16 protein-coding genes are annotated in these 16,708 nt (G+C 71.7%); 11 read left to right on the top strand and 5 right to left on the bottom strand.

Going from position 1 to position 16,708, the window contains the following annotated elements:
• Nucleotides 1–54: 54 nt before the first annotated feature.
• Entirely contained in the window at nucleotides 55–1,398 is a 1,344-nt protein-coding gene (gene glmM, locus ACH34T_RS25980) for a phosphoglucosamine mutase (protein WP_396023536.1), read from the top strand.
• Here the strand turns inward: glmM and ACH34T_RS25975 are convergent.
• Nucleotides 1,395–2,081 carry an HNH endonuclease family protein gene (locus ACH34T_RS25975; RefSeq protein ID WP_396023535.1) on the bottom strand — a complete coding sequence of 229 codons (687 nt, stop codon included), beginning with the start codon at nucleotides 2,079–2,081 and terminating at the stop codon, nucleotides 1,395–1,397. The two genes, glmM and ACH34T_RS25975, sit on opposite strands and share 4 nt — an antisense overlap.
• 103 nt (nucleotides 2,082–2,184) lie before the next feature.
• Here ACH34T_RS25975 and ACH34T_RS25970 point away from each other — a divergent pair, with 103 nt between their 5' ends.
• From ACH34T_RS25970 to ACH34T_RS25945, 6 genes are all read left to right on the top strand, one after another.
• Nucleotides 2,185–3,150 (top strand): DUF389 domain-containing protein, encoded by a 966-nt coding sequence (locus tag ACH34T_RS25970; protein WP_396023534.1) that lies wholly within the window; start codon nucleotides 2,185–2,187, stop codon nucleotides 3,148–3,150.
• Between the two features lie 86 nt (nucleotides 3,151–3,236).
• The gene (locus ACH34T_RS25965) at nucleotides 3,237–4,214 is read left to right on the top strand and encodes an ABC transporter ATP-binding protein (protein ID WP_396023533.1); all 978 of its coding nucleotides are present in this window, start codon (nucleotides 3,237–3,239) and stop codon (nucleotides 4,212–4,214) included.
• Complete coding sequence (locus ACH34T_RS25960; RefSeq protein ID WP_396023532.1) at nucleotides 4,211–5,089, top strand: ABC transporter permease; 879 nt, start codon at nucleotides 4,211–4,213, stop codon at nucleotides 5,087–5,089. The genes ACH34T_RS25965 and ACH34T_RS25960 overlap by 4 nt, the downstream gene beginning before the upstream one ends.
• Before the next feature lie 52 nt (nucleotides 5,090–5,141).
• The gene (locus ACH34T_RS25955; protein ID WP_396023531.1) at nucleotides 5,142–6,053 is read left to right on the top strand and encodes an ABC transporter ATP-binding protein; all 912 of its coding nucleotides are present in this window, start codon (nucleotides 5,142–5,144) and stop codon (nucleotides 6,051–6,053) included.
• Nucleotides 6,050–6,766 carry an ABC transporter permease gene (locus ACH34T_RS25950; protein WP_396023530.1) on the top strand — a complete coding sequence of 239 codons (717 nt, stop codon included), beginning with the start codon at nucleotides 6,050–6,052 and terminating at the stop codon, nucleotides 6,764–6,766. The genes ACH34T_RS25955 and ACH34T_RS25950 overlap by 4 nt, the downstream gene beginning before the upstream one ends.
• Nucleotides 6,767–6,868: 102 nt before the next feature.
• Nucleotides 6,869–8,245: an alkaline phosphatase PhoX gene (locus ACH34T_RS25945; RefSeq protein WP_396023529.1), complete on the top strand. Its 1,377-nt coding sequence runs from the start codon at nucleotides 6,869–6,871 to the stop codon at nucleotides 8,243–8,245.
• Between the two features lie 6 nt (nucleotides 8,246–8,251).
• On the opposite strand, the gene coaA is transcribed toward ACH34T_RS25945, so the two are convergent.
• The gene (coaA, locus tag ACH34T_RS25940) at nucleotides 8,252–9,193 is read right to left on the bottom strand and encodes a type I pantothenate kinase (RefSeq protein WP_396023528.1); all 942 of its coding nucleotides are present in this window, start codon (nucleotides 9,191–9,193) and stop codon (nucleotides 8,252–8,254) included.
• A 122-nt stretch (nucleotides 9,194–9,315) separates the two neighbouring features.
• On the opposite strand from coaA, the gene glmS reads away from it, so the two are divergent.
• From glmS to ACH34T_RS25925, 3 genes are all read left to right on the top strand, one after another.
• Nucleotides 9,316–11,160: a glutamine--fructose-6-phosphate transaminase (isomerizing) gene (gene glmS / locus ACH34T_RS25935; RefSeq protein WP_396023527.1), complete on the top strand. Its 1,845-nt coding sequence runs from the start codon at nucleotides 9,316–9,318 to the stop codon at nucleotides 11,158–11,160.
• A gap of 88 nt (nucleotides 11,161–11,248) precedes the next feature.
• A complete protein-coding gene (locus tag ACH34T_RS25930) occupies nucleotides 11,249–12,256 on the top strand; it encodes an ABC transporter ATP-binding protein (protein WP_396023526.1) in 1,008 nt (335 codons plus the stop codon).
• A 5-nt stretch (nucleotides 12,257–12,261) separates the two neighbouring features.
• Nucleotides 12,262–13,287 (top strand): ABC transporter permease, encoded by a 1,026-nt coding sequence (locus ACH34T_RS25925; protein ID WP_396023525.1) that lies wholly within the window; start codon nucleotides 12,262–12,264, stop codon nucleotides 13,285–13,287.
• 80 nt (nucleotides 13,288–13,367) lie between these two features.
• Here the strand turns inward: ACH34T_RS25925 and ACH34T_RS25920 are convergent, their stop codons facing one another.
• The 3 genes from ACH34T_RS25920 to ACH34T_RS25910 form a co-directional block, all read right to left on the bottom strand.
• Nucleotides 13,368–13,574 carry a DUF397 domain-containing protein gene (locus ACH34T_RS25920; protein ID WP_396023524.1) on the bottom strand — a complete coding sequence of 69 codons (207 nt, stop codon included), beginning with the start codon at nucleotides 13,572–13,574 and terminating at the stop codon, nucleotides 13,368–13,370.
• 246 nt (nucleotides 13,575–13,820) lie between these two features.
• Nucleotides 13,821–14,192 carry a DUF397 domain-containing protein gene (locus tag ACH34T_RS25915; RefSeq protein ID WP_396023523.1) on the bottom strand — a complete coding sequence of 124 codons (372 nt, stop codon included), beginning with the start codon at nucleotides 14,190–14,192 and terminating at the stop codon, nucleotides 13,821–13,823.
• Nucleotides 14,083–14,985 (bottom strand): helix-turn-helix domain-containing protein, encoded by a 903-nt coding sequence (locus ACH34T_RS25910; protein ID WP_396023522.1) that lies wholly within the window; start codon nucleotides 14,983–14,985, stop codon nucleotides 14,083–14,085. The genes ACH34T_RS25915 and ACH34T_RS25910 overlap by 110 nt, the downstream gene beginning before the upstream one ends.
• 184 nt (nucleotides 14,986–15,169) lie before the next feature.
• Here ACH34T_RS25910 and ACH34T_RS25905 point away from each other — a divergent pair.
• Nucleotides 15,170–16,708 (top strand): NAD(P)H-hydrate dehydratase (locus ACH34T_RS25905; RefSeq protein WP_396023521.1); only part of this gene is annotated, 1,539 nt, incomplete at its 3' end.

The following is a 16,708-nucleotide window of genomic DNA, read 5'->3' as shown; positions in this document are numbered from 1 at the left end:
GGCGCGGGTCCCGGCTCCCGTCCGCGCGGTCTTTCGTCTTTTCGGGAGTTGACTGTGGCTCGTCTTTTCGGGACTGATGGCGTGCGAGGGCTCGCCAACCGCGATCTGACCGCCCCGCTCGTCATGGACCTGTCCGTCGCCGCGGCGCGGGTGCTGGGCGAGCAGGGCGCGTTCAAGGGGCATCGGCCGCTGGCGGTGGTCGGGCGCGATCCGCGGGCGTCCGGCGAGTTCCTGGAGGCGGCCGTGGTGGCGGGCCTCGCGAGTTCCGGGGTGGACGTGCTGCGCCTCGGCGTCCTGCCGACGCCCGCCGTCGCGCACCTGACGCACCAGCTGGACGCCGACCTCGGCGTGATGCTGTCGGCGTCGCACAACCCGGCCCCCGACAACGGCATCAAGTTCTTCGACCGCAGCGGCCACAAGCTCCCCGACGAGCTCGAAGACCGCATCGAGGCGCGGCTCGGCGAGGTGTGGGACCCGCCGACCGGCGCCGGTGTCGGGCGCGTCCGCGAGGCGCACGGCGCGGTCGAGCAGTACGTGGCGCACCTGCTGTCGACCGTCCCGGTGTCGCTGGACGGCCTGCGCGTCGTGGTCGACTGCGCGAACGGCGCGTCCAGCGACGTGGCGCCCGAGGCGCTGCGCCGCGCCGGCGCGGAAGTGATCACGATCGGGACGGCGCCGGACGGGCTGAACATCAACGCGGGCTGCGGCTCCACGCATCTGGAGGCGTTGCAGAAGGCCGTCCGGGAGCACGGCGCGGACGCGGGCATCGCGAACGACGGCGACGCCGACCGCTGCCTCGCGGTGACCGGGTCCGGCGAGATCGTGGACGGCGACCAGATCATGGCGATCCTGGCGCTCGACCTGCGGGAGGCGGGCGCGCTGGCCGCCGACACCGTCGTCGCGACCGTGATGTCGAACCTCGGGTTCAAGCTCGCGATGCGCGCCGCCGGGATCACGGTCGTGGAGACCGCGGTCGGCGACCGGTACGTGCTGGAGGCGATGAAGGAGGGCGGGTTCGGCTTCGGCGGCGAGCAGTCCGGCCACGTGATCATGCTGGAGCACGCGACGACCGGGGACGGCGTCCTGACGGGCCTGCACCTGCTCGCCGCGATGGTCCGCAGCGGCCGCCCGCTGGACGAGCTGGCGAAGGTGATGACGCGGCTGCCGCAGGTGCTCATCAACGTCAGGGACGTCGACAAGAACCGCGCGAAGACGTCCCCCGAGCTGGCCGCGGCCGTCTCCGCAGCCGAGGCCGACCTCGGCGACACGGGGCGCGTCCTGATCCGGCCGAGCGGCACCGAGCCGATGGTCCGCGTGATGGTCGAGGCGGCCTCGGAGTCCCAGGCCCAGTCGGTCGCCGAGCACCTGGCCGGTGTGGTCCGGACGGCCCTCGCCTAGCAGCGCGCCAGGAAGCTCTGGAGCGCGTCGTGGTCGGCGCGGGTTATGGGGAGTGAGTACTTCTTGGCGACGGCGATGTACGTGACCGCGTAGGTGCACTGGAACGTCTTCCGCGGCTTCCATTCGCCGGGGCCGGAGTCGCTCTTCTGCCGGTTGGGGACGCCCCACACGGCGAGCAGGTTGCGGTGGTCGTTGGCGAACCGTTCCCGCTGGTCCTCGGTCCAGCGGGACGCGCCCATCCGCCAGGCGAGGGCCAGCGGGTAGACGTGGTCGATCTGCACCTCGGCGGCGTCCCGCTTGGCGAAGGCGATCTCCTTGCCGGTGTAGGGGTCGCGGAGGCGGCCCGCCAGGACGACGCACCGGCCCTTCTTCTCGACGTCCGTCAGGTCGCGGGCGAGGACGTCGTTGCGCTGGTCGCAGCCGTTGCGGTCGACGTCCTTCCAGCGCGTCCCGAACCTGTCGCGCTCGTAGCCGCCGCCGTCGCTCTCGGACGCGATCCGCAGCCCGGCCAGGTCCCGGCGCGCCTGGCCCTGGCCGCCCGGTGGGGACGCGCCGCCGCTCGAAGGCGGGGGATCGGTCTCCGAAAGGCCGACGTCGGCGTCGCAGGCCGCGGTCGCCGCCAGCGGGACCGGGACGGCGAGCGCGAGGGCCGCCACGGCCGTACGTCCGGCTGCCCGCGCCATACCCTCACCGTCCTGATATTTCGTAGTTTGCCGGTAGACGAGCAAAGCGTACGGGTCGGCGTCCCTGTCACGTCGCCCCGCGGTATACGGCAGCATGTGCCTCGTGCTGCATCTCAGAGCGATCGTCCCGGCGGACCGCACCGAAGCGGTCTGCGAGGCGCTGGCGGACTGCCCCGGAGCCACCAACGTCGTCGTCCTCCCGGACGCCGCCAGGTCCCCGCGCGGCGACCTCGTGACCAGCGACATCGCCCGCGAGTCCGCCAACGAGATCCTGGACGCGCTGCGCGCGCTCGGCGTCGACCGGGACGGCTCCATCGCGCTCGACAAGGTCGACCTGACGCTCTCCGACAAGGCCGAGGAGGCGATGGAACGCGCCCCGGGCCACGGCGACGACGCCGTCGTGTGGGAGGAACTCGACCGTCAGGTCAGCGAGGGCACGGCCCTCACCTGGTCGTTCGTCGCGTTCCTCGCGCTCGCCACGCAGCTGGCCGGGATCGCGGCGCTGATCGACTCGCCGATCCTGGTGGTCGGCGCGATGGTGCTCGGGCCGGAGTTCGCCGCGGTCGCGGCGATCTGCTACGGGCTCGTCCGGCTCCAGCCGCGGCGGATCGCGCACGCGGTGCGGGCGCTGGTCATCGGGTTCGCCGTCGCGATCGTGATCACCTACGTCTGTGCGCTGGTCAGCCGGTGGATCGGCGTGATCGAGCTGGACCGGCTGCCCGACGAGCGCCCGCTCACCGCGTTCATCTACAGCCCGGACCGCTGGTCGTTCATCGTCGCGCTGCTCGCCGGGGCCGCCGGCGTGCTGTCGCTCACCGCGGGCAAGTCGTCGGCGCTGGTCGGGGTGTTCATCTCCGTCACCACCGTGCCCGCCGCCGGGAACCTCGCGGTCGCGATGGCGCTCCGGCACGGCAGCGAGATCACCGGGTCGCTGGAGCAGCTCGCCGTCAACTTCGCCGGCATGATCATCGCGGGGACGCTGACGCTGCTCGTCCAGCGGGCGTTGTGGGCCGCCGTCCTGGGCGGGCAGGAGGGAAGGGGCGGAAGGGTCGCCCGCAGGCGAACTTAGGTCGATCCGGAATCTGGCCGAAAGGCTGACGCACATCGCTCTTTAGGCTGACGTGACGCGCCGCGCCAGCCACTAGGTTCGGGAACATGCCGATCATCGCCACCCAGGGCCTGACGATGAGGTTCCCCCGGGTGACCGCCCTGGACGACCTCTCCATGGCCGTCGAGCCGGGCGTCGTCGGGCTGGTCGGCGCCAACGGCGCCGGCAAGTCGACGCTCATCAAGATCCTGCTCGGGCTGCTGCCCCCGTCCGCGGGGACCGCGACCGTGCTGGGCCTCGACATCGCCCGCGACGGCCTGCGGATCCGCGAGAGCGTCGGGTTCATGCCCGAGTACGAGTGCCTCCCGCCGGACGTGTCCGCGACCGAGTTCGTCGTCCACATGGCCAGAATGTGCGGGCTGCCGCCGACCGCGGCCCGCGAACGCGCCGCCGACACGCTCCGGCACGTCGGCCTGTACGAGGAGCGCTACCGCCCCATCGGCGGCTACTCCACCGGGATGCGCCAGCGGGTGAAGCTCGCGCAGGCCCTCGTCCACGACCCGAAGCTCATCTTCCTGGACGAGCCCACCAACGGCCTCGACCCGGCCGGGCGCGACGAGATGCTCGACCTCATCCGCCGGATCGGCGCCGAGTTCGGGATCAGCGTCCTCGTCACGTCGCACCTGCTCGGCGAGCTGGAGCGGGTGTGCGACCACGTCGTCATCATCGACGGCGGGAAGCTGCTGCGGTCCCAGGCCGTCGAGGCGTACACGGCCGCGAGCGGCGTCCTCACCGTCGAGGTGGACGAGGGACGCGACCAGCTCGGGCAGCGCCTGCACGACCAGGGCGCCGCCGTCCACCCGGAGGGCCGTTTCCTCATCGTCGACATCGCCGGCGAGACGACCTACGACCTGATCCGCGACGGCGTCGCCGACCTCGGGCTGCGGCTGATCCGGATGGAGCAGCGCCGCCACCACATCGAGGAGGTCTTCCAGACCGGGCCCGCGCCGGACGGCCCGCCCGGCCCGGACGGCCCGCCCGGAGCGCACGCGGCCGGAACCGTCCCGCAGGAGGTGACCCGATGAGCACGAGCACCATCCACGACATCGGGTACCGGCACTACGACGGGCGCCGCAACGGGCGCTCCTACGTGCTGCGGTCCCTGTACGTCCACAACCTGCGCGCCGCGTTCGGGCTCGGCCGTCCCGCGCGGGCGAAGATCATGCCGTTCATCCTGGCGGCCCTGATGCTGCTGCCGGCCGCCGGGTCCGTCGCCGCGTTCGCGTTCACCAACGAGGAGGACGCGCTGATCCCGTACGCGTCCTACGCGAACCTGATGCAGGTCATCGTGGCGATCTTCCTGGCGACGCAGGCGCCGGTGCTGGCGTCGCGGGAGGTGCGGTTCCACGTCATCCCGCTGTACTTCTCCCGGCCGGTCGGGCATCTCGACTTCGTCCTCGCCAAGGGCGCGGCGATGGTCACCGCGCTGTTCACGCTGATGGCGGTGCCCGTCACCGTCCTGTACGTCGGCGGCCTGGTCAGCAAGGCGCCCGACTCGGACCAGCAGCTCCTCGACTACCTCGGCGGCCTCGTCGGCTGCGTGCTGTACGCGCTCGTCCTCGGCGCGATCGGGATGGTGATCGCGGCGTTCACCCCGCGGCGCGGCTTCGGCGTCGCCGCGGTCATCGCGGCCTACATGGTCCCGACCGCCGTGGCGGCGGCCGTCCAGGGGATCGCCGAGGCGAACACGAACTTCACCCTCCAGGGCTGGATGGGGCTGCTCGCACCGTTCAACCTGGTCGACATCGTCCAGGTCAGGCTGCTCGGCGCGGAGTCGTCGTCGCCCGGCATCGCGCCCGGCGTCACCGGCGGCCTGGTCGCGCTGGCGCTGTGCGCCGTCATCGTCCTCGGCTCGATCGCGGTCCTGTACCGCCGTTTCCGGAAGGCGGGCTTGTCATGAGCGGAGCGATCCGGGGGGTGTGGGGGGTCGTCCCCCCACGAGGGAGCACAGCATGAGCGAGTTGATCCTCGACAAGGTGTCGCGGTGGTACGGCAACGTCGTCGCCGTCAACGGCGTGTCGATGAAGGTCGGGCCCGGCGTCACCGGGCTGCTCGGGCCGAACGGCGCCGGGAAGTCGACGCTCATCCACATGATGGGCGGGTTCCTGGCGGCGTCGTCCGGGTCCGTCACGCTGGACGGGACGCCGCTGTGGCAGAACCCGGACGTCTACCGCCACCTCGGCCTCGTCCCGGAGCGTGAGGCGGCGTACGACTTCCTCACCGGCGAGCAGTTCATCGTCGCGATGGCGAAGCTGCACAAGCTGCCCGACGCGAACGCCGCCGCGCGCCGCGCCATCGGCCTGGTCGAGATGGACTACGCCGCCGACCGGCAGATCGGCAACTACTCCAAGGGCATGAAGCAGCGGATCAAGATGGCGTCCGCGCTGGTCCACGACCCGCCCGTCCTGCTGCTGGACGAGCCGTTCAACGGCATGGACCCGCGGCAGCGGCTCCAGCTCATGGACCTCATCCGCCGGATGGCCGACGAGGGCCGCACGATCCTGTTCTCCTCGCACATCCTGGAGGAGGTCGAGCGGCTCGCCACCCACATCGAGGTGATCGTCGCGGGGCGGCACGCCGCGTCCGGCGACTTCCGCAAGATCCGGCGGCTGATGACCGACCGGCCGCACATCTTCCTCGTCCGCTCGTCCGACGACCGGCGGCTCGCCGCCGCGCTCATCGCGGACGGCTCGGCCCGCAGCGTCCAGCTCACCGAGAAGGGCCTGCAGATCGAGGCGGTCGACTTCCAGCGCTTCACGTGGCTGCTGCCGCAGGTCTCCCGCGACGCCGACGTGCGGCTGTGGGAGGTCTCCCCGTCCGACGAGTCCCTGGAAAGTGTCTTCTCCTACCTGGTGGCCCGATGAACTCCACGATCGCGATGATCACGTTCCGGTCGATGCTCGGCCGGAAGCGTGCGCTGCTCCTGCTGGGACTGCCGCTGATCCTGCTCGTCCTGGCGGTCATCCTGCGCGCGACCGGCAACAACGACCTGGACGTCTCCTCGGACGTCCTGCAGCAGTTCGGCCTCGCGACCCTGCTGCCGCTGCTCGCGCTGATCGCCGGCACCGGCGTGATCGGCCCGGAGATCGACGACGGCCAGATCATGTACGTGCTGACGAAGCCGATCCCGCGCGAGGTGATCGTGCTGACCAAGCTGGTCGTCGCGATCATCCTGGTGACGGTGTTCGCGGTCGTCCCGACGCTGCTCGCGGGCCTCGTGCTGATCGGCACCACGGCGGGGGTGACGCCCGCGTTCACCGTCGGCGTCCTGGTCGGCGGCGTCACCTACAGCGCGGTGTTCGTCGCGCTCGGGGTCGCCAGCCGCAACGCCGCCACGATCGGCCTGCTGTACGCGCTGGTCTGGGAGTCGCTGCTCGGCAGCTTCGCGCCGGGCGCCAAGTCGGCGTCGATCCAGCAGTGGTCGCTGTCGGTCACGGACGCGCTCACCACCGCGTCGCCGGTCGAGTCGTCCGTCAACGTGACGCTGGCGATCGTGCTGCTGGCGGTGGTCACGCTTCTGGCGACGTTCCTGGCGACCTTCCGCCTCCGCTCGCTCCCGGTCGCCAGCGCCGACTGAGCACGGGGCGCCGCGCCGCCACGCGTGACGGAGCGAACCCGCCCGGGACGGACGTGTTACAACGGGCTGGAGGGTTCGATCGTCCAGCACGGAGGGTGTGCGATGTCAGTCTCGGAGCCGGTCTCGCGCCGCAGGCTCCTGGCCGCGACGGGCGCCGCGGGGGCCGGGATCGCCTTCGGCGGAGCCGTCGATCAGCTGTTCGCCGGGGACGCGGCCGCCGCGCCGACCGGCGGCGGCGACGGGTACGGGCCGCTGCTGCCCGACCCGGAAGGCGTGCTGGACCTGCCGCGCGGCTTCCGCTACACGATCCTGTCCCGCGAGGGCGAGCCGCTGCGTTCGGGCGAGGGGCCGGTGCCGAGCCACTGCGACGGCATGTCGACGTTCCCCGGATCCAACGGCCGGACCTGGCTCGTCCGCAACCACGAGAACCGGCCGGACGCCGAGCACCGGGTGCCGCCGGTCAAGGGCGTCACCTACGATCCCGGGGGCTTCGGCGGCTGCACGGCGCTGGAGGTCGACCCAGCCGGACGCCTCCGCGCCGAACGCGTCGCCATCGCCGGGACGGCGGTGAACTGCGCGGGCGGCCCCACCCCCTGGCGCACCTGGCTGACCTGCGAGGAGACCGAGGACAAGGCGGGCACCGGCGGCTACACCAAGGACCACGGGTTCATCTTCGAGGTCGACCCGTACCGGCGGGACGGGACCGTCCCGGAGCCGCTGACCGCGATGGGACGCTTCCAGCACGAGGCGGTCGCCGTCGACCCGCGCGACGGCGTCGTGTACGAGACCGAGGACGCCTTCGAGAAGCCGTTCGGCCTGTTCTACCGCTTCCTCCCGGACAAGCCGAAGGGCGGACGCGGAAGCCTGCGCGCCGGCGGACGCCTGGAGGCGCTCCGCGTCCCCGACGTCCCCGACCTGTCGGTCGTGCGCAAGCCCGGCACGGTGTTCGACCACGTCGAGTGGGCGAAGGTCCCCGATCCGCTCGCCAAGGAGACGCCGATCCGGTTCCAGGACTTCGGGTCCCGCGGCATCACGCACGCGCAGAAGCTGGAGGGCTGCTACTGGGGCGGCGACCGCGTCTACTTCGTGTCGAGCTACGCCCGTAAGGCTGAGGGGTCGCGCGCCGACCACTTCGGCCAGGTGTGGTCCTACGAGCCGTCCCGCCGCCGCCTCACCCTGGTGATCGTGTTCGGCCCGGACACCGACGTCCAAACCCCTGGCGACTCGCCGGACAACATCTGCCTGGCCCCGCAGGGCGGCCTGATGGTCTGCGAGGACGGCGCCGGCGCCCAGCACGTCTTCGGCGTGACCCGCCGGCGCAAGATCTACCCGATGGCCCGGAACAGGCAGAACATCGGCACCGACGACAAGCCCGAATGGGGCGAGTTCGCAGGCGTCACGTTCTCCCCCGACAACCGCACGATGTTCGTCAACGTCTACGACCCCGGCATGACCTTCGCCATAACCGGCCCCTGGTGACCGACGCTAGATCCGGCGGAGCCTTACGCGTTGGACGGCGTGGTTGCGGTTCTTGTGGAGGACGAGGGTGGCGCGGGCGCGGGTCGGGAGGATGTTGGAGACGAGGTTGATCTCGTTGACGTCCCGCCAGACGCGCTGGGCGAACGCGGCGGTCTCGTCCTCGTCCAGCTCCTTCGCGTACTTGTGGAAGTAGGAGCGCGGGTCGGTGAACGCGGTGCGGCGCAGTGCGAACAGGCGGTCGATGTACCACTGCCGGATGTCCTCGACGCGGGCGTCGACGTAGATGGAGAAGTCGAAGAAGTCGGACACGCCGAGCGCGCCCGCCGGCGGCGCCTGGAGGACGTTCAGCCCCTCGACGATCAGGATGTCGGGCCGCCGGACGGTCTGCACCGCGTCCGGGACGATGTCGTACTCCAGGTGCGAGTACACCGGGATCGACGCCTCCGCCGCGCCCGACTTGACGGACGAGACGAACCGGACGAGCGCGCGGCGGTCGTACGACTCGGGAAAGCCCTTGCGGTCCATGATCCCGCGCTCGGACAGGACGGCGTTCGGGTGAAGGAAGCTGTCGGTGGTGACCAGCTCGACGCTCGGGTGCTCGGGCCAGCGGGCGAGCAGCGTGCGCAGCAGCCGGGACGTCGTGGACTTGCCGACGGCGACGCTGCCCGCGACGCCGATGATGAACGGGGTGGGCTGCACCTCGCCGCCGAGGAAGCCGCTGACGGTGTCGCGGAGCCGTCCGTCCGAGAGGAAGAACAGGTTCAGCAGCCGGGACAGCGGCAGGTACACCTCTTCGACCTCGGTGATGTCGATCGGGTCCTTGAGGCCGCGCAGGGCGTCCAGCTCGCCGGGGGTCAGGGGCAGCGGCGTGTTCTCGCGCAGCCCGCGCCAGGCGTCCCGGGAGAGTTGCACGTAGGGGCTCGGCACGCTGTCCCATCCGGTCGTCATGGCTGAACAGTAACCGGGAGGCCTGGCCGGTCACGGCGTTTTCACCGGCCGTCCACGTGAGCGCCACCCGTCTACGCCACTTGCGGTAGGCCCTGGTCGGGGCACCGAATAGAGTTGCCGCCATGTGCGGAATCGTGGGGTACGTAGGAGGCCGGCCGGCGCTCGACGTGGTGGTGGAGGGCCTGGCGCGGCTGGAGTACCGCGGCTACGACTCGGCCGGGGTGGCCGTGCTGGCCGACGGGAAGCTGGCGACGGCGAAGCGCGCGGGCAAGCTCGTGAACCTGCGGGGCGCCCTGGACGAGGAGCCCCCGCCCGCCGGGACGCTCGGGATGGGGCACACGCGGTGGGCGACGCACGGCCCGCCGAACGACCGGAACGCGCACCCGCACGTCGACTGCACCGGCTCCGTCGCGGTGATCCACAACGGGATCATCGAGAACTTCGCCGGGCTGCGGGCGGAGCTGGAGGACGCCGGGCACAAGCTCGGCTCCGACACCGACACCGAGGCGGTCGCGCACCTGCTGGAGGACGAGCTGAAGGCGGGCGGCGGCCTCGCCGACGCGATGCGCCGCGTCTGCCGCCGGCTGGACGGCGCGTTCACGCTGGTCGCGATGCACACCGGCGACCCGGACCTGGTGGTCGGCGCGCGCCGGAACTCGCCGCTGGTCGTCGGGGTCGGGGACGGGGAGAACTTCCTCGCCAGCGACGTCGCCGCGTTCATCGCGCACACCCGCGACGCGATCGAGCTCGGCCAGGACCAGATCGTCGAGCTGCGCGCCGGCGGGGTGCAGGTCACCGACTTCGAGGGGCGTCCCGCCGAGGTGCAGGAGTACCACGTCGACTGGGACGTGTCCGCCGCGGAAAAAGGCGGTTACGACTACTTCATGCTCAAGGAGATCGCCGAGCAGCCGCGGGCGGTCGCCGACACGCTCCTCGGCCGGATCGGCACGGACGGCCGCCTCCGCCTGGACGAGATGCGCATCCCCGACCGCGAGCTCCGCGAGGTCGACAAGATCATCATCGTGGCGTGCGGGACGTCCTACCACGCCGGGCTGATCGCCAAGTACGCGATCGAGCACTGGGCGGGGCTGCCGTGCGAGGTGGAGCTGGCCAGCGAGTTCCGCTACCGGGACCCGATCCTGTCCCCGGCGACGCTGGTCATCGCGATCTCCCAGTCGGGCGAGACGATGGACGCGCTGATGGCCGTCCGGCACGCCCGCGAGCAGAAGGCGAAGCTGCTCGGCATCTGCAACGTCAACGGCTCGACGCTGCCGCGCGAGTGCGACGGCGTCCTCTACACGCACGCGGGGCCGGAGATCGCGGTGGCGTCGACGAAGGCGTTCCTGACGCAGCTCGTCGCCGTCTACCTCATCGCCCTCTACCTCGCGCAGGTGCGCGGCACCAAGTGGGGCGACGAGGTGTTCGCCATGGTGCAGCTGCTTGAGCGGATGCCGGAGAAGGTCGCGAAGGTCCTGGAGACGATGGAGCCGGTCCGGGAGCTGGCCAGGTCGCTGGCGGGGGAGCGGTGCGTGCTGTTCCTCGGCCGTCACGTCGGATTCCCGGTCGCGCTTGAGGGCGCGCTGAAGCTCAAGGAACTCGCGTACATGCACGCGGAGGGCTTCGCCGCCGGGGAGCTGAAGCACGGCCCGATCGCGCTGATCGAGAAGGGCCTGCCGGTCGTGGTGGTCGTGCCGCCGCGGGCGCGGGACGTCCTGCACGACAAGATCGTCTCGAACATCCAGGAGATCCGGGCCAGGGGCGCCAGGACGCTCGTGATCGCCGAGGAGGGCGACGAGTCGGTGGTGCCGTACGCGGACACGCTGATCGGCGTCCCGGCCGTCCCGACGCTGCTGCAGCCGCTGGTCACGACCGTCCCGCTGCAGGTGTTCGCGTGCGAGCTGGCGACGGCGAAGGGCCACGACGTCGACCAGCCGCGCAACCTCGCCAAGTCCGTCACGGTGGAGTAGCGGGCGAATCGCGCGGATTGCCCGGAACTTTCCGCCGCCGGGTCGCGTCCCAGAAGATCGGGACCGGCCGGTGTCGGGAGGACGACGGGTGACAGGACACGGCGACCGCGGGGACGGCGACCTCGTCGACCGCGCTCACCCCGGCGACCACGGGGATCACGGCGAGTACGGGATCGAGGCGCGCGGCGTCACGCGCCGCTTCGGCGCGGTGCAGGCCCTCGACGGGCTCGACATCGCCGTCCCGTACGGGCAGGTCACGGCGCTGGTCGGGCCGAACGGCGCGGGCAAGACGACGCTGCTGCTCATCCTCGCGACGCTGCTCGCGCCCGACGCGGGCGAGGTCCGGATCGCCGGGCACGACGTGCGCCGCCGTCCGGCCGAGGTCCGCGACGCGCTCGGCTGGATGCCCGACACGTTCGGCGTCTACGACCAGCTCACGGTGGACGAGTACCTGGGTTTCTTCGCCGACGCCTACGGGCTGCCGAAGGAGGAGCGACCGCACCGGGTGCGGGCGCTGCTGAGCCTCGTCCATCTGGAGGACAAGCTCGGGCAGCCCGTCCACGCGCTGTCGCGCGGGCAGAAGCAGCGGCTCGGGATGGCCCGCGCGCTGGTGCACCGCCCGCGCGTCCTGCTGCTGGACGAGCCCGCGTCCGGCCTCGACCCGCGCTCCCGGATCGAGCTGCGCGACCTGCTGCGGTCGCTGGCGGCGGACGGCGCCGCGGTGCTGGTGTCGAGCCACATCCTCAGCGAGCTTGAGGAGATCGCCGACCGGGTCGTCCTGGTCGACCACGGGCGGACGGCCGGCGACCACGCGATGGCCGACCTCACCGGCGTGGAGGCCCGCGTCCGATGGCGGATCCGGTCGCTCGACGCCGGGCTGCTGACCGCGGCCCTCCCGCGCGTCCTCGACGGGCGGACGGGCCTGGAACCCACCGCCGACCTGCCGGGCGGCGCGGAGGTCGGCCCGTTCACCGAGGCGGAGGCGGCGGCGCTGCTCGCCGAGCTGGTCGCCGCCGACGTGCCGGTCTCCGGCCTCGCGCCCGCGGGCAGCGCGCTCGAATCGGCGTACCTGGCGATGACCGAGAACCGGAGGTGACGGCCATGACCGCGCACGGGATCGGCCTGGTGGCCAGGCAGGAGATCAGAACCCGGCTGCGGACGGGCCGCTGGAAGGCGCTGCTCGCCGTCTGGTTCGTGATCGTGAACGGGCTCGGGCTGCTGCTGCGGCTGGCGCTGGAGATCGACGACACGTCCACCTTCGGCGAGCCTGGCGTGTCGATGTTCGGCAGCGTGCTGTTCGGGGTGCTCGTGCTGACGCTGCTGGTCACCCCGGCGCTGAGCGGCCAGTCGATCAACGGGGACCGGGAGCGCGGGACGCTCGCCACGCTCCAGGTCACACGGCTCACGGCCGCCGACATCGCGCTCGGCAAGCTCGCCGCGGCCTGGGGGACCGGGCTGCTCACGCTGGTCCTCACGCTCCCGTGCGTGCTGTGGCCGGTGGCCGAGGGCGCGGTCGGCGCCGGCCACGCCGTGGTCGTCCTGCTGGTCATCGGCCTGCTGATCGGCGTGGTCTGCGCGGTGTCGCAGGCGTGGTCGGCGGTGCTCGCGCGCAGCGTCACCTCGGTGCTGATGTCGTACATGACGGTGTTCGGGCTGCTGGTGGGCACGCCGCTGCTCTACATGATCGCGGTGCCGATCACCGCGGAGCACCGGTGGGTGGACTCCGAGTACGGCTCCCATCGCAGGTCGATCGAGCACACCGAGCGGGTCTGGTGGCTGCTGGCGCCCAACCCCGTGGTCGTCCTCGCCGACGCGGCGCCGCGGTTGCCCGAGCGCCGGTACGTCGTCAACGGCCACGTGTACGAGCGGGCGCCGTCGAACGACCCGCTCGGCGGTCTCAGCCGCGAGGTGCGCGACATCCGCCAGGGGGACGAGGCCAACGTGGTCTACGACGCGGCCCGGCCCGGCGGCACCGGCGGATACGGCGGGAACGACGACGACGAGAAGGCCGTCTGGCCGTACGGACTGCTCTTCGACCTGGCGCTCGCCGCCGGTGCGGTCGGCATTACGACGTCCCGGTTGCGAACCCCCCTTTACCGCGTGCCACGCGGCGTTCGCGTGGCGTGAAAAGAGGAATGCGCACACCGTTGGACGTAATTCTCCGGCACTCTGAGAATCTCAGTCGCGTGAAATTTGCAGGGATGGTTTCAGCGGCCGTCGAAACGGCCGTCCCGTACGCCCCGGACGAACTCGCGCCATTCGCCGAGGCCGAACGCGAGGCGTGTCGCGGTGTCCTCGGTGTCCCGTACGGATATCGCCTCGTCGTCGAGCCGTGCGACCTCGACGCACCCGTTGCTGGCGCCGCATCGGGCGCTCCTCCTCCATCGGGCGGGCGGTGATCCTTGGAAACTCATTCCGGCTCCTGCCTCGAAAGTTGCATTTGCCCGCGGCCGCGCTGCCGGTGCCAAGCACAAGGTAACAAGATCGCAAAAAACTGCTGATCACACACGGTCAGGACGGTGCTTGTGCGGCCAGAGTGCTGAGGAAGGAGCAGAGTTTCCGGTGTGGCGGCCACGAGCCGAGCCCCGTGCGGACCCGGCTCGCTCGCTGCGCTCCCCTACCGCGCCCTCGTGAGGCGCCGGACGGGGCTCAACCGCACGTCATCGACCCAAATCGAATTCGCCCTTCCTGGCTCGTTCGACGAACTCCCGCCACTCTCCCTGGGAGAACGACAGGACCGGGCTCTGCGTGCCGTGCTTGGCGTCGCGCGCCCCAATGGAATGGGACGAACCGACCAATGAGGCGACTTCGACGCATGTGTTGCTCGCCCCGCAGTGGGCGCTTCTCCTCCATTGCGGAGCAGGAGTGGCGAAACGGGACACTCGGTGCCTTTCACAAGGATTGAGCCGCTTTGCGGACCCCTCACCAGGCGTCTCTGGCCGCAACGATGCGTCGCCGTGATTCGGTGGTGTCCAAGGCCTGGCCGGACAGACTTGAATAGGCCAGCCCGTACATATATGTGACAGCCTCATCCGCAAAGTGGCTGATCGTCAGGGATTCGGTGTGCACGATATCAGGGAAAACGATGTCGTGCACCGGTGAGAATTGCAGCAGGATAAACGACTCGGCCAACACCGAGTGTGCCGTGTTCAAAGGCAGGATCTGCACGGTCACGTTCGGAAGCTCGGTCATCCGGCACAGATGTTCCAGCTGCTCCCGCATGACCTTCTGGTCTCCGATCCGGCGCTGCAGAACCGCCTCGTCGAGAACCGCGGACAGTTCCAGCGGGCGCGTCCGGTACAGCACCTCCCGGCGGCGCATTCGCACGTCAAGCCGGCGTTCCAGTTCCTGCGGGGGCAGGGTGGCGAGGTCGCTCCAGCCGCCGATCACATTCCGCGCGTAGCTCTCGGTCTGCAGCAGTCCGGGGAAGACCGTGCTGCCCCATTCGCGCATGGCCGTGGCCTCGGACTCCAGGGCGATGAAGTCGGCCAGCGGGCTCGGCAGGTCGCGGTATTCCTCCCACCATCCGCGCCGCGCGGCGTCGTGCGCCAGCGAGAGGAGGTCGTCGCGGCGGGGGCCGTCGATCTCGTACAGGTCGAGGAGCCGCAGCACATCGTCGATCTTCGCCCCGGTCCGCGCGTTCTCGATCCGGCTGACCTTGGCGGTGGACCAGGCCAGCCGTTCGGCGACGCCGTCCCCGGTGAGGCCCTGCCGCTCGCGGAGCCGGCGGAGTTCCGCGGCCAGCCGCCGCTGCCGGACGGAGGGACCTCGGGAAGTGCTCATTGCTCGGGCCTCTCCAGTCGCTGCGGACTGATCGGGGCGCATTCCGCCGCACCGGTGCGCGGCGGCGCGAATACGTCGGACCGGATGATGAAGATTCTACGGCCGATCATTCTTAGGCGCACATGACACTGAAACTTGCAGCGCAACCTACAAATGCCCCGAGGGCCGGGTTGTGTAAAGCCTTCGCGTGGCACTCTAGGCATGTGATCTACGTGGGGAGCCGCGGATGAGGTACGCGCACGAGGTCGGCAAGGTCAGGGCCGCCGAGCGGGCCCTGATGGCCCGGCTCCCGGACGGCGCCCTGATGCAGCGCGCCGCCGCCGGACTGGCCTCGGTGTGCGCCCGCGTCCTGCCCGCCGTGTACGGGTCGCGCGTCGTCCTCCTCGTCGGCGGCGGCGACAATGGCGGCGACGCCCTCTACGCCGGCGCCAGGCTCGCCCGGCGCGGTGCCCGCGTCCGGGTCGTCCAGGCCGGTTCCAAGATCCACGAGCGGGGGCTGGCGTCCCTGCGCGCCGCCGGGGGCCGCCTGCTCGGCGAGGACGAGGCCGCCGTCGCCATCGCCGCCGCCGACCTGATCGTCGACGGCCTGACCGGCATCGGCGGGACGGGCGCCCTCCGCGACCCCCACGCCCGCTACGCCGCGCTCGCCGCCGAGTCCGGCGGCCTCGTCGTGGCCTGCGACGTCCCGAGCGGCGTCGACGCGAGCACCGGCCAGGTGGCGGGAGCCGCCGTCCACGCCGACGTCACCGTCACCTTCGGGACGCACAAGCCCGGCCTGCTGATCGATCCGGGCGCGTCCCACTGCGGCGTGGTCGAACTGGTCGACATCGGCCTCGGCCCCGACCTGCCCGACCCGGACGTCGTCGCCGCCCGCCCGGCGGACGTCCGGCCGCCCGAGCCGGGACCCGAGTCCGACAAGTACCGGCGCGGCGTCGTCGGCGTCCTCGCCGGCGGCGACGCGTTCACCGGCGCGGCCGTCCTCAGCGCGGGCGGCGCGCTGCGCGGTGGCGCCGGGATGGTCCGCTTCGCCTCCGTCGCCCGGCCGGTCGAGCTCGTCCGGCAGCGCTGGCCCGAGGCCGTCACCACGGTCATCGACCCCGGCCCGCACGAGCCGAAGGTCCTCGAACGCGTCGGACGCGTCCAGGCCTGGGTCGTCGGCCCCGGCCTCGGCACCGGCGACGCCGCCGAGTCGCTGCTGGCGGCCGTCCTCGCCACCGACCTGCCCGCCCTCGTGGACGCCGACGGCCTCACCGTCCTGGCCCGCCGCCGCGACCTCCTCGCCCGCGCGGCCCCGACCGTCCTCACGCCCCACGCGGGCGAGCTGGCCCGCCTCATCGGCGGCGACCGCGACGCCATCGAGGCCGCCCGGCTCGAACACGTCCGCCGCGCCGCCGCCGAACTGTCCGCGACCGTCCTGCTCAAGGGCTCGACCACGCTGATCGCCGAGCAGGACCGTCCCGTCCGCGTCAACCCGACCGGCACGCCGCGCCTCGCCACCGCCGGGACGGGCGACGTCCTCTCCGGCCTCATCGGCGCCCTCCTCGCCGGCGGCCTGCCCGCCATGGACGCGGCCGCCGCCGGCGCCTACCTCCACGGCCTGGCCGCCCGCCTCGCCGCGGCCCCCGCCCCAGGCGCCGAATCCCCGATAACGGCCGACGACGTGATCAGCGCCCTCCCAGCCGCCTTTCTAGCCCTGGGGGGCGACCCCCTGGAACCCCCGTTACCGGGCTGTGTTGGCCCAGGGGGACGACCCCCTGGAACCCCC

It is taken from the genome of Actinomadura sp. 9N215 (assembly GCF_044326345.1).
GTDB lineage: Bacteria > Actinomycetota > Actinomycetes > Streptosporangiales > Streptosporangiaceae > Spirillospora.
The sequence above is the reverse complement of the archived record's forward strand: the minus strand, read 5'-3'. Positions and strand labels throughout refer to the sequence as shown.

Excerpts from the sequence above, each read along its gene's own strand:
- ACH34T_RS25975 (WP_396023535.1), bottom strand. The coding sequence starts at position 2,081 with ATGGCGCGGGCAGCCGGACGTACGGCCGTGGCGGCCCTCGCGCTCGCC.
- ACH34T_RS25915 (WP_396023523.1), bottom strand. The coding sequence starts at position 14,192 with ATGAGGCTGTCACATATATGTACGGGCTGGCCTATTCAAGTCTGTCCG.
- ACH34T_RS25910 (WP_396023522.1), bottom strand. The coding sequence starts at position 14,985 with ATGCGCCCCGATCAGTCCGCAGCGACTGGAGAGGCCCGAGCAATGAGC.
- ACH34T_RS25960 (WP_396023532.1), top strand. The coding sequence starts at position 4,211 with ATGAGCACGAGCACCATCCACGACATCGGGTACCGGCACTACGACGGG.
- ACH34T_RS25945 (WP_396023529.1), top strand. The coding sequence starts at position 6,869 with ATGTCAGTCTCGGAGCCGGTCTCGCGCCGCAGGCTCCTGGCCGCGACG.
- ACH34T_RS25965 (WP_396023533.1), top strand. The coding sequence starts at position 3,237 with ATGCCGATCATCGCCACCCAGGGCCTGACGATGAGGTTCCCCCGGGTG.
- coaA (WP_396023528.1), bottom strand. The coding sequence starts at position 9,193 with ATGACGACCGGATGGGACAGCGTGCCGAGCCCCTACGTGCAACTCTCC.
- ACH34T_RS25950 (WP_396023530.1), top strand. The coding sequence starts at position 6,050 with ATGAACTCCACGATCGCGATGATCACGTTCCGGTCGATGCTCGGCCGG.
- glmS (WP_396023527.1), top strand. The coding sequence starts at position 9,316 with ATGTGCGGAATCGTGGGGTACGTAGGAGGCCGGCCGGCGCTCGACGTG.
- ACH34T_RS25925 (WP_396023525.1), top strand. The coding sequence starts at position 12,262 with ATGACCGCGCACGGGATCGGCCTGGTGGCCAGGCAGGAGATCAGAACC.
- ACH34T_RS25920 (WP_396023524.1), bottom strand. The coding sequence starts at position 13,574 with ATGAGTTTCCAAGGATCACCGCCCGCCCGATGGAGGAGGAGCGCCCGA.
- ACH34T_RS25955 (WP_396023531.1), top strand. The coding sequence starts at position 5,142 with ATGAGCGAGTTGATCCTCGACAAGGTGTCGCGGTGGTACGGCAACGTC.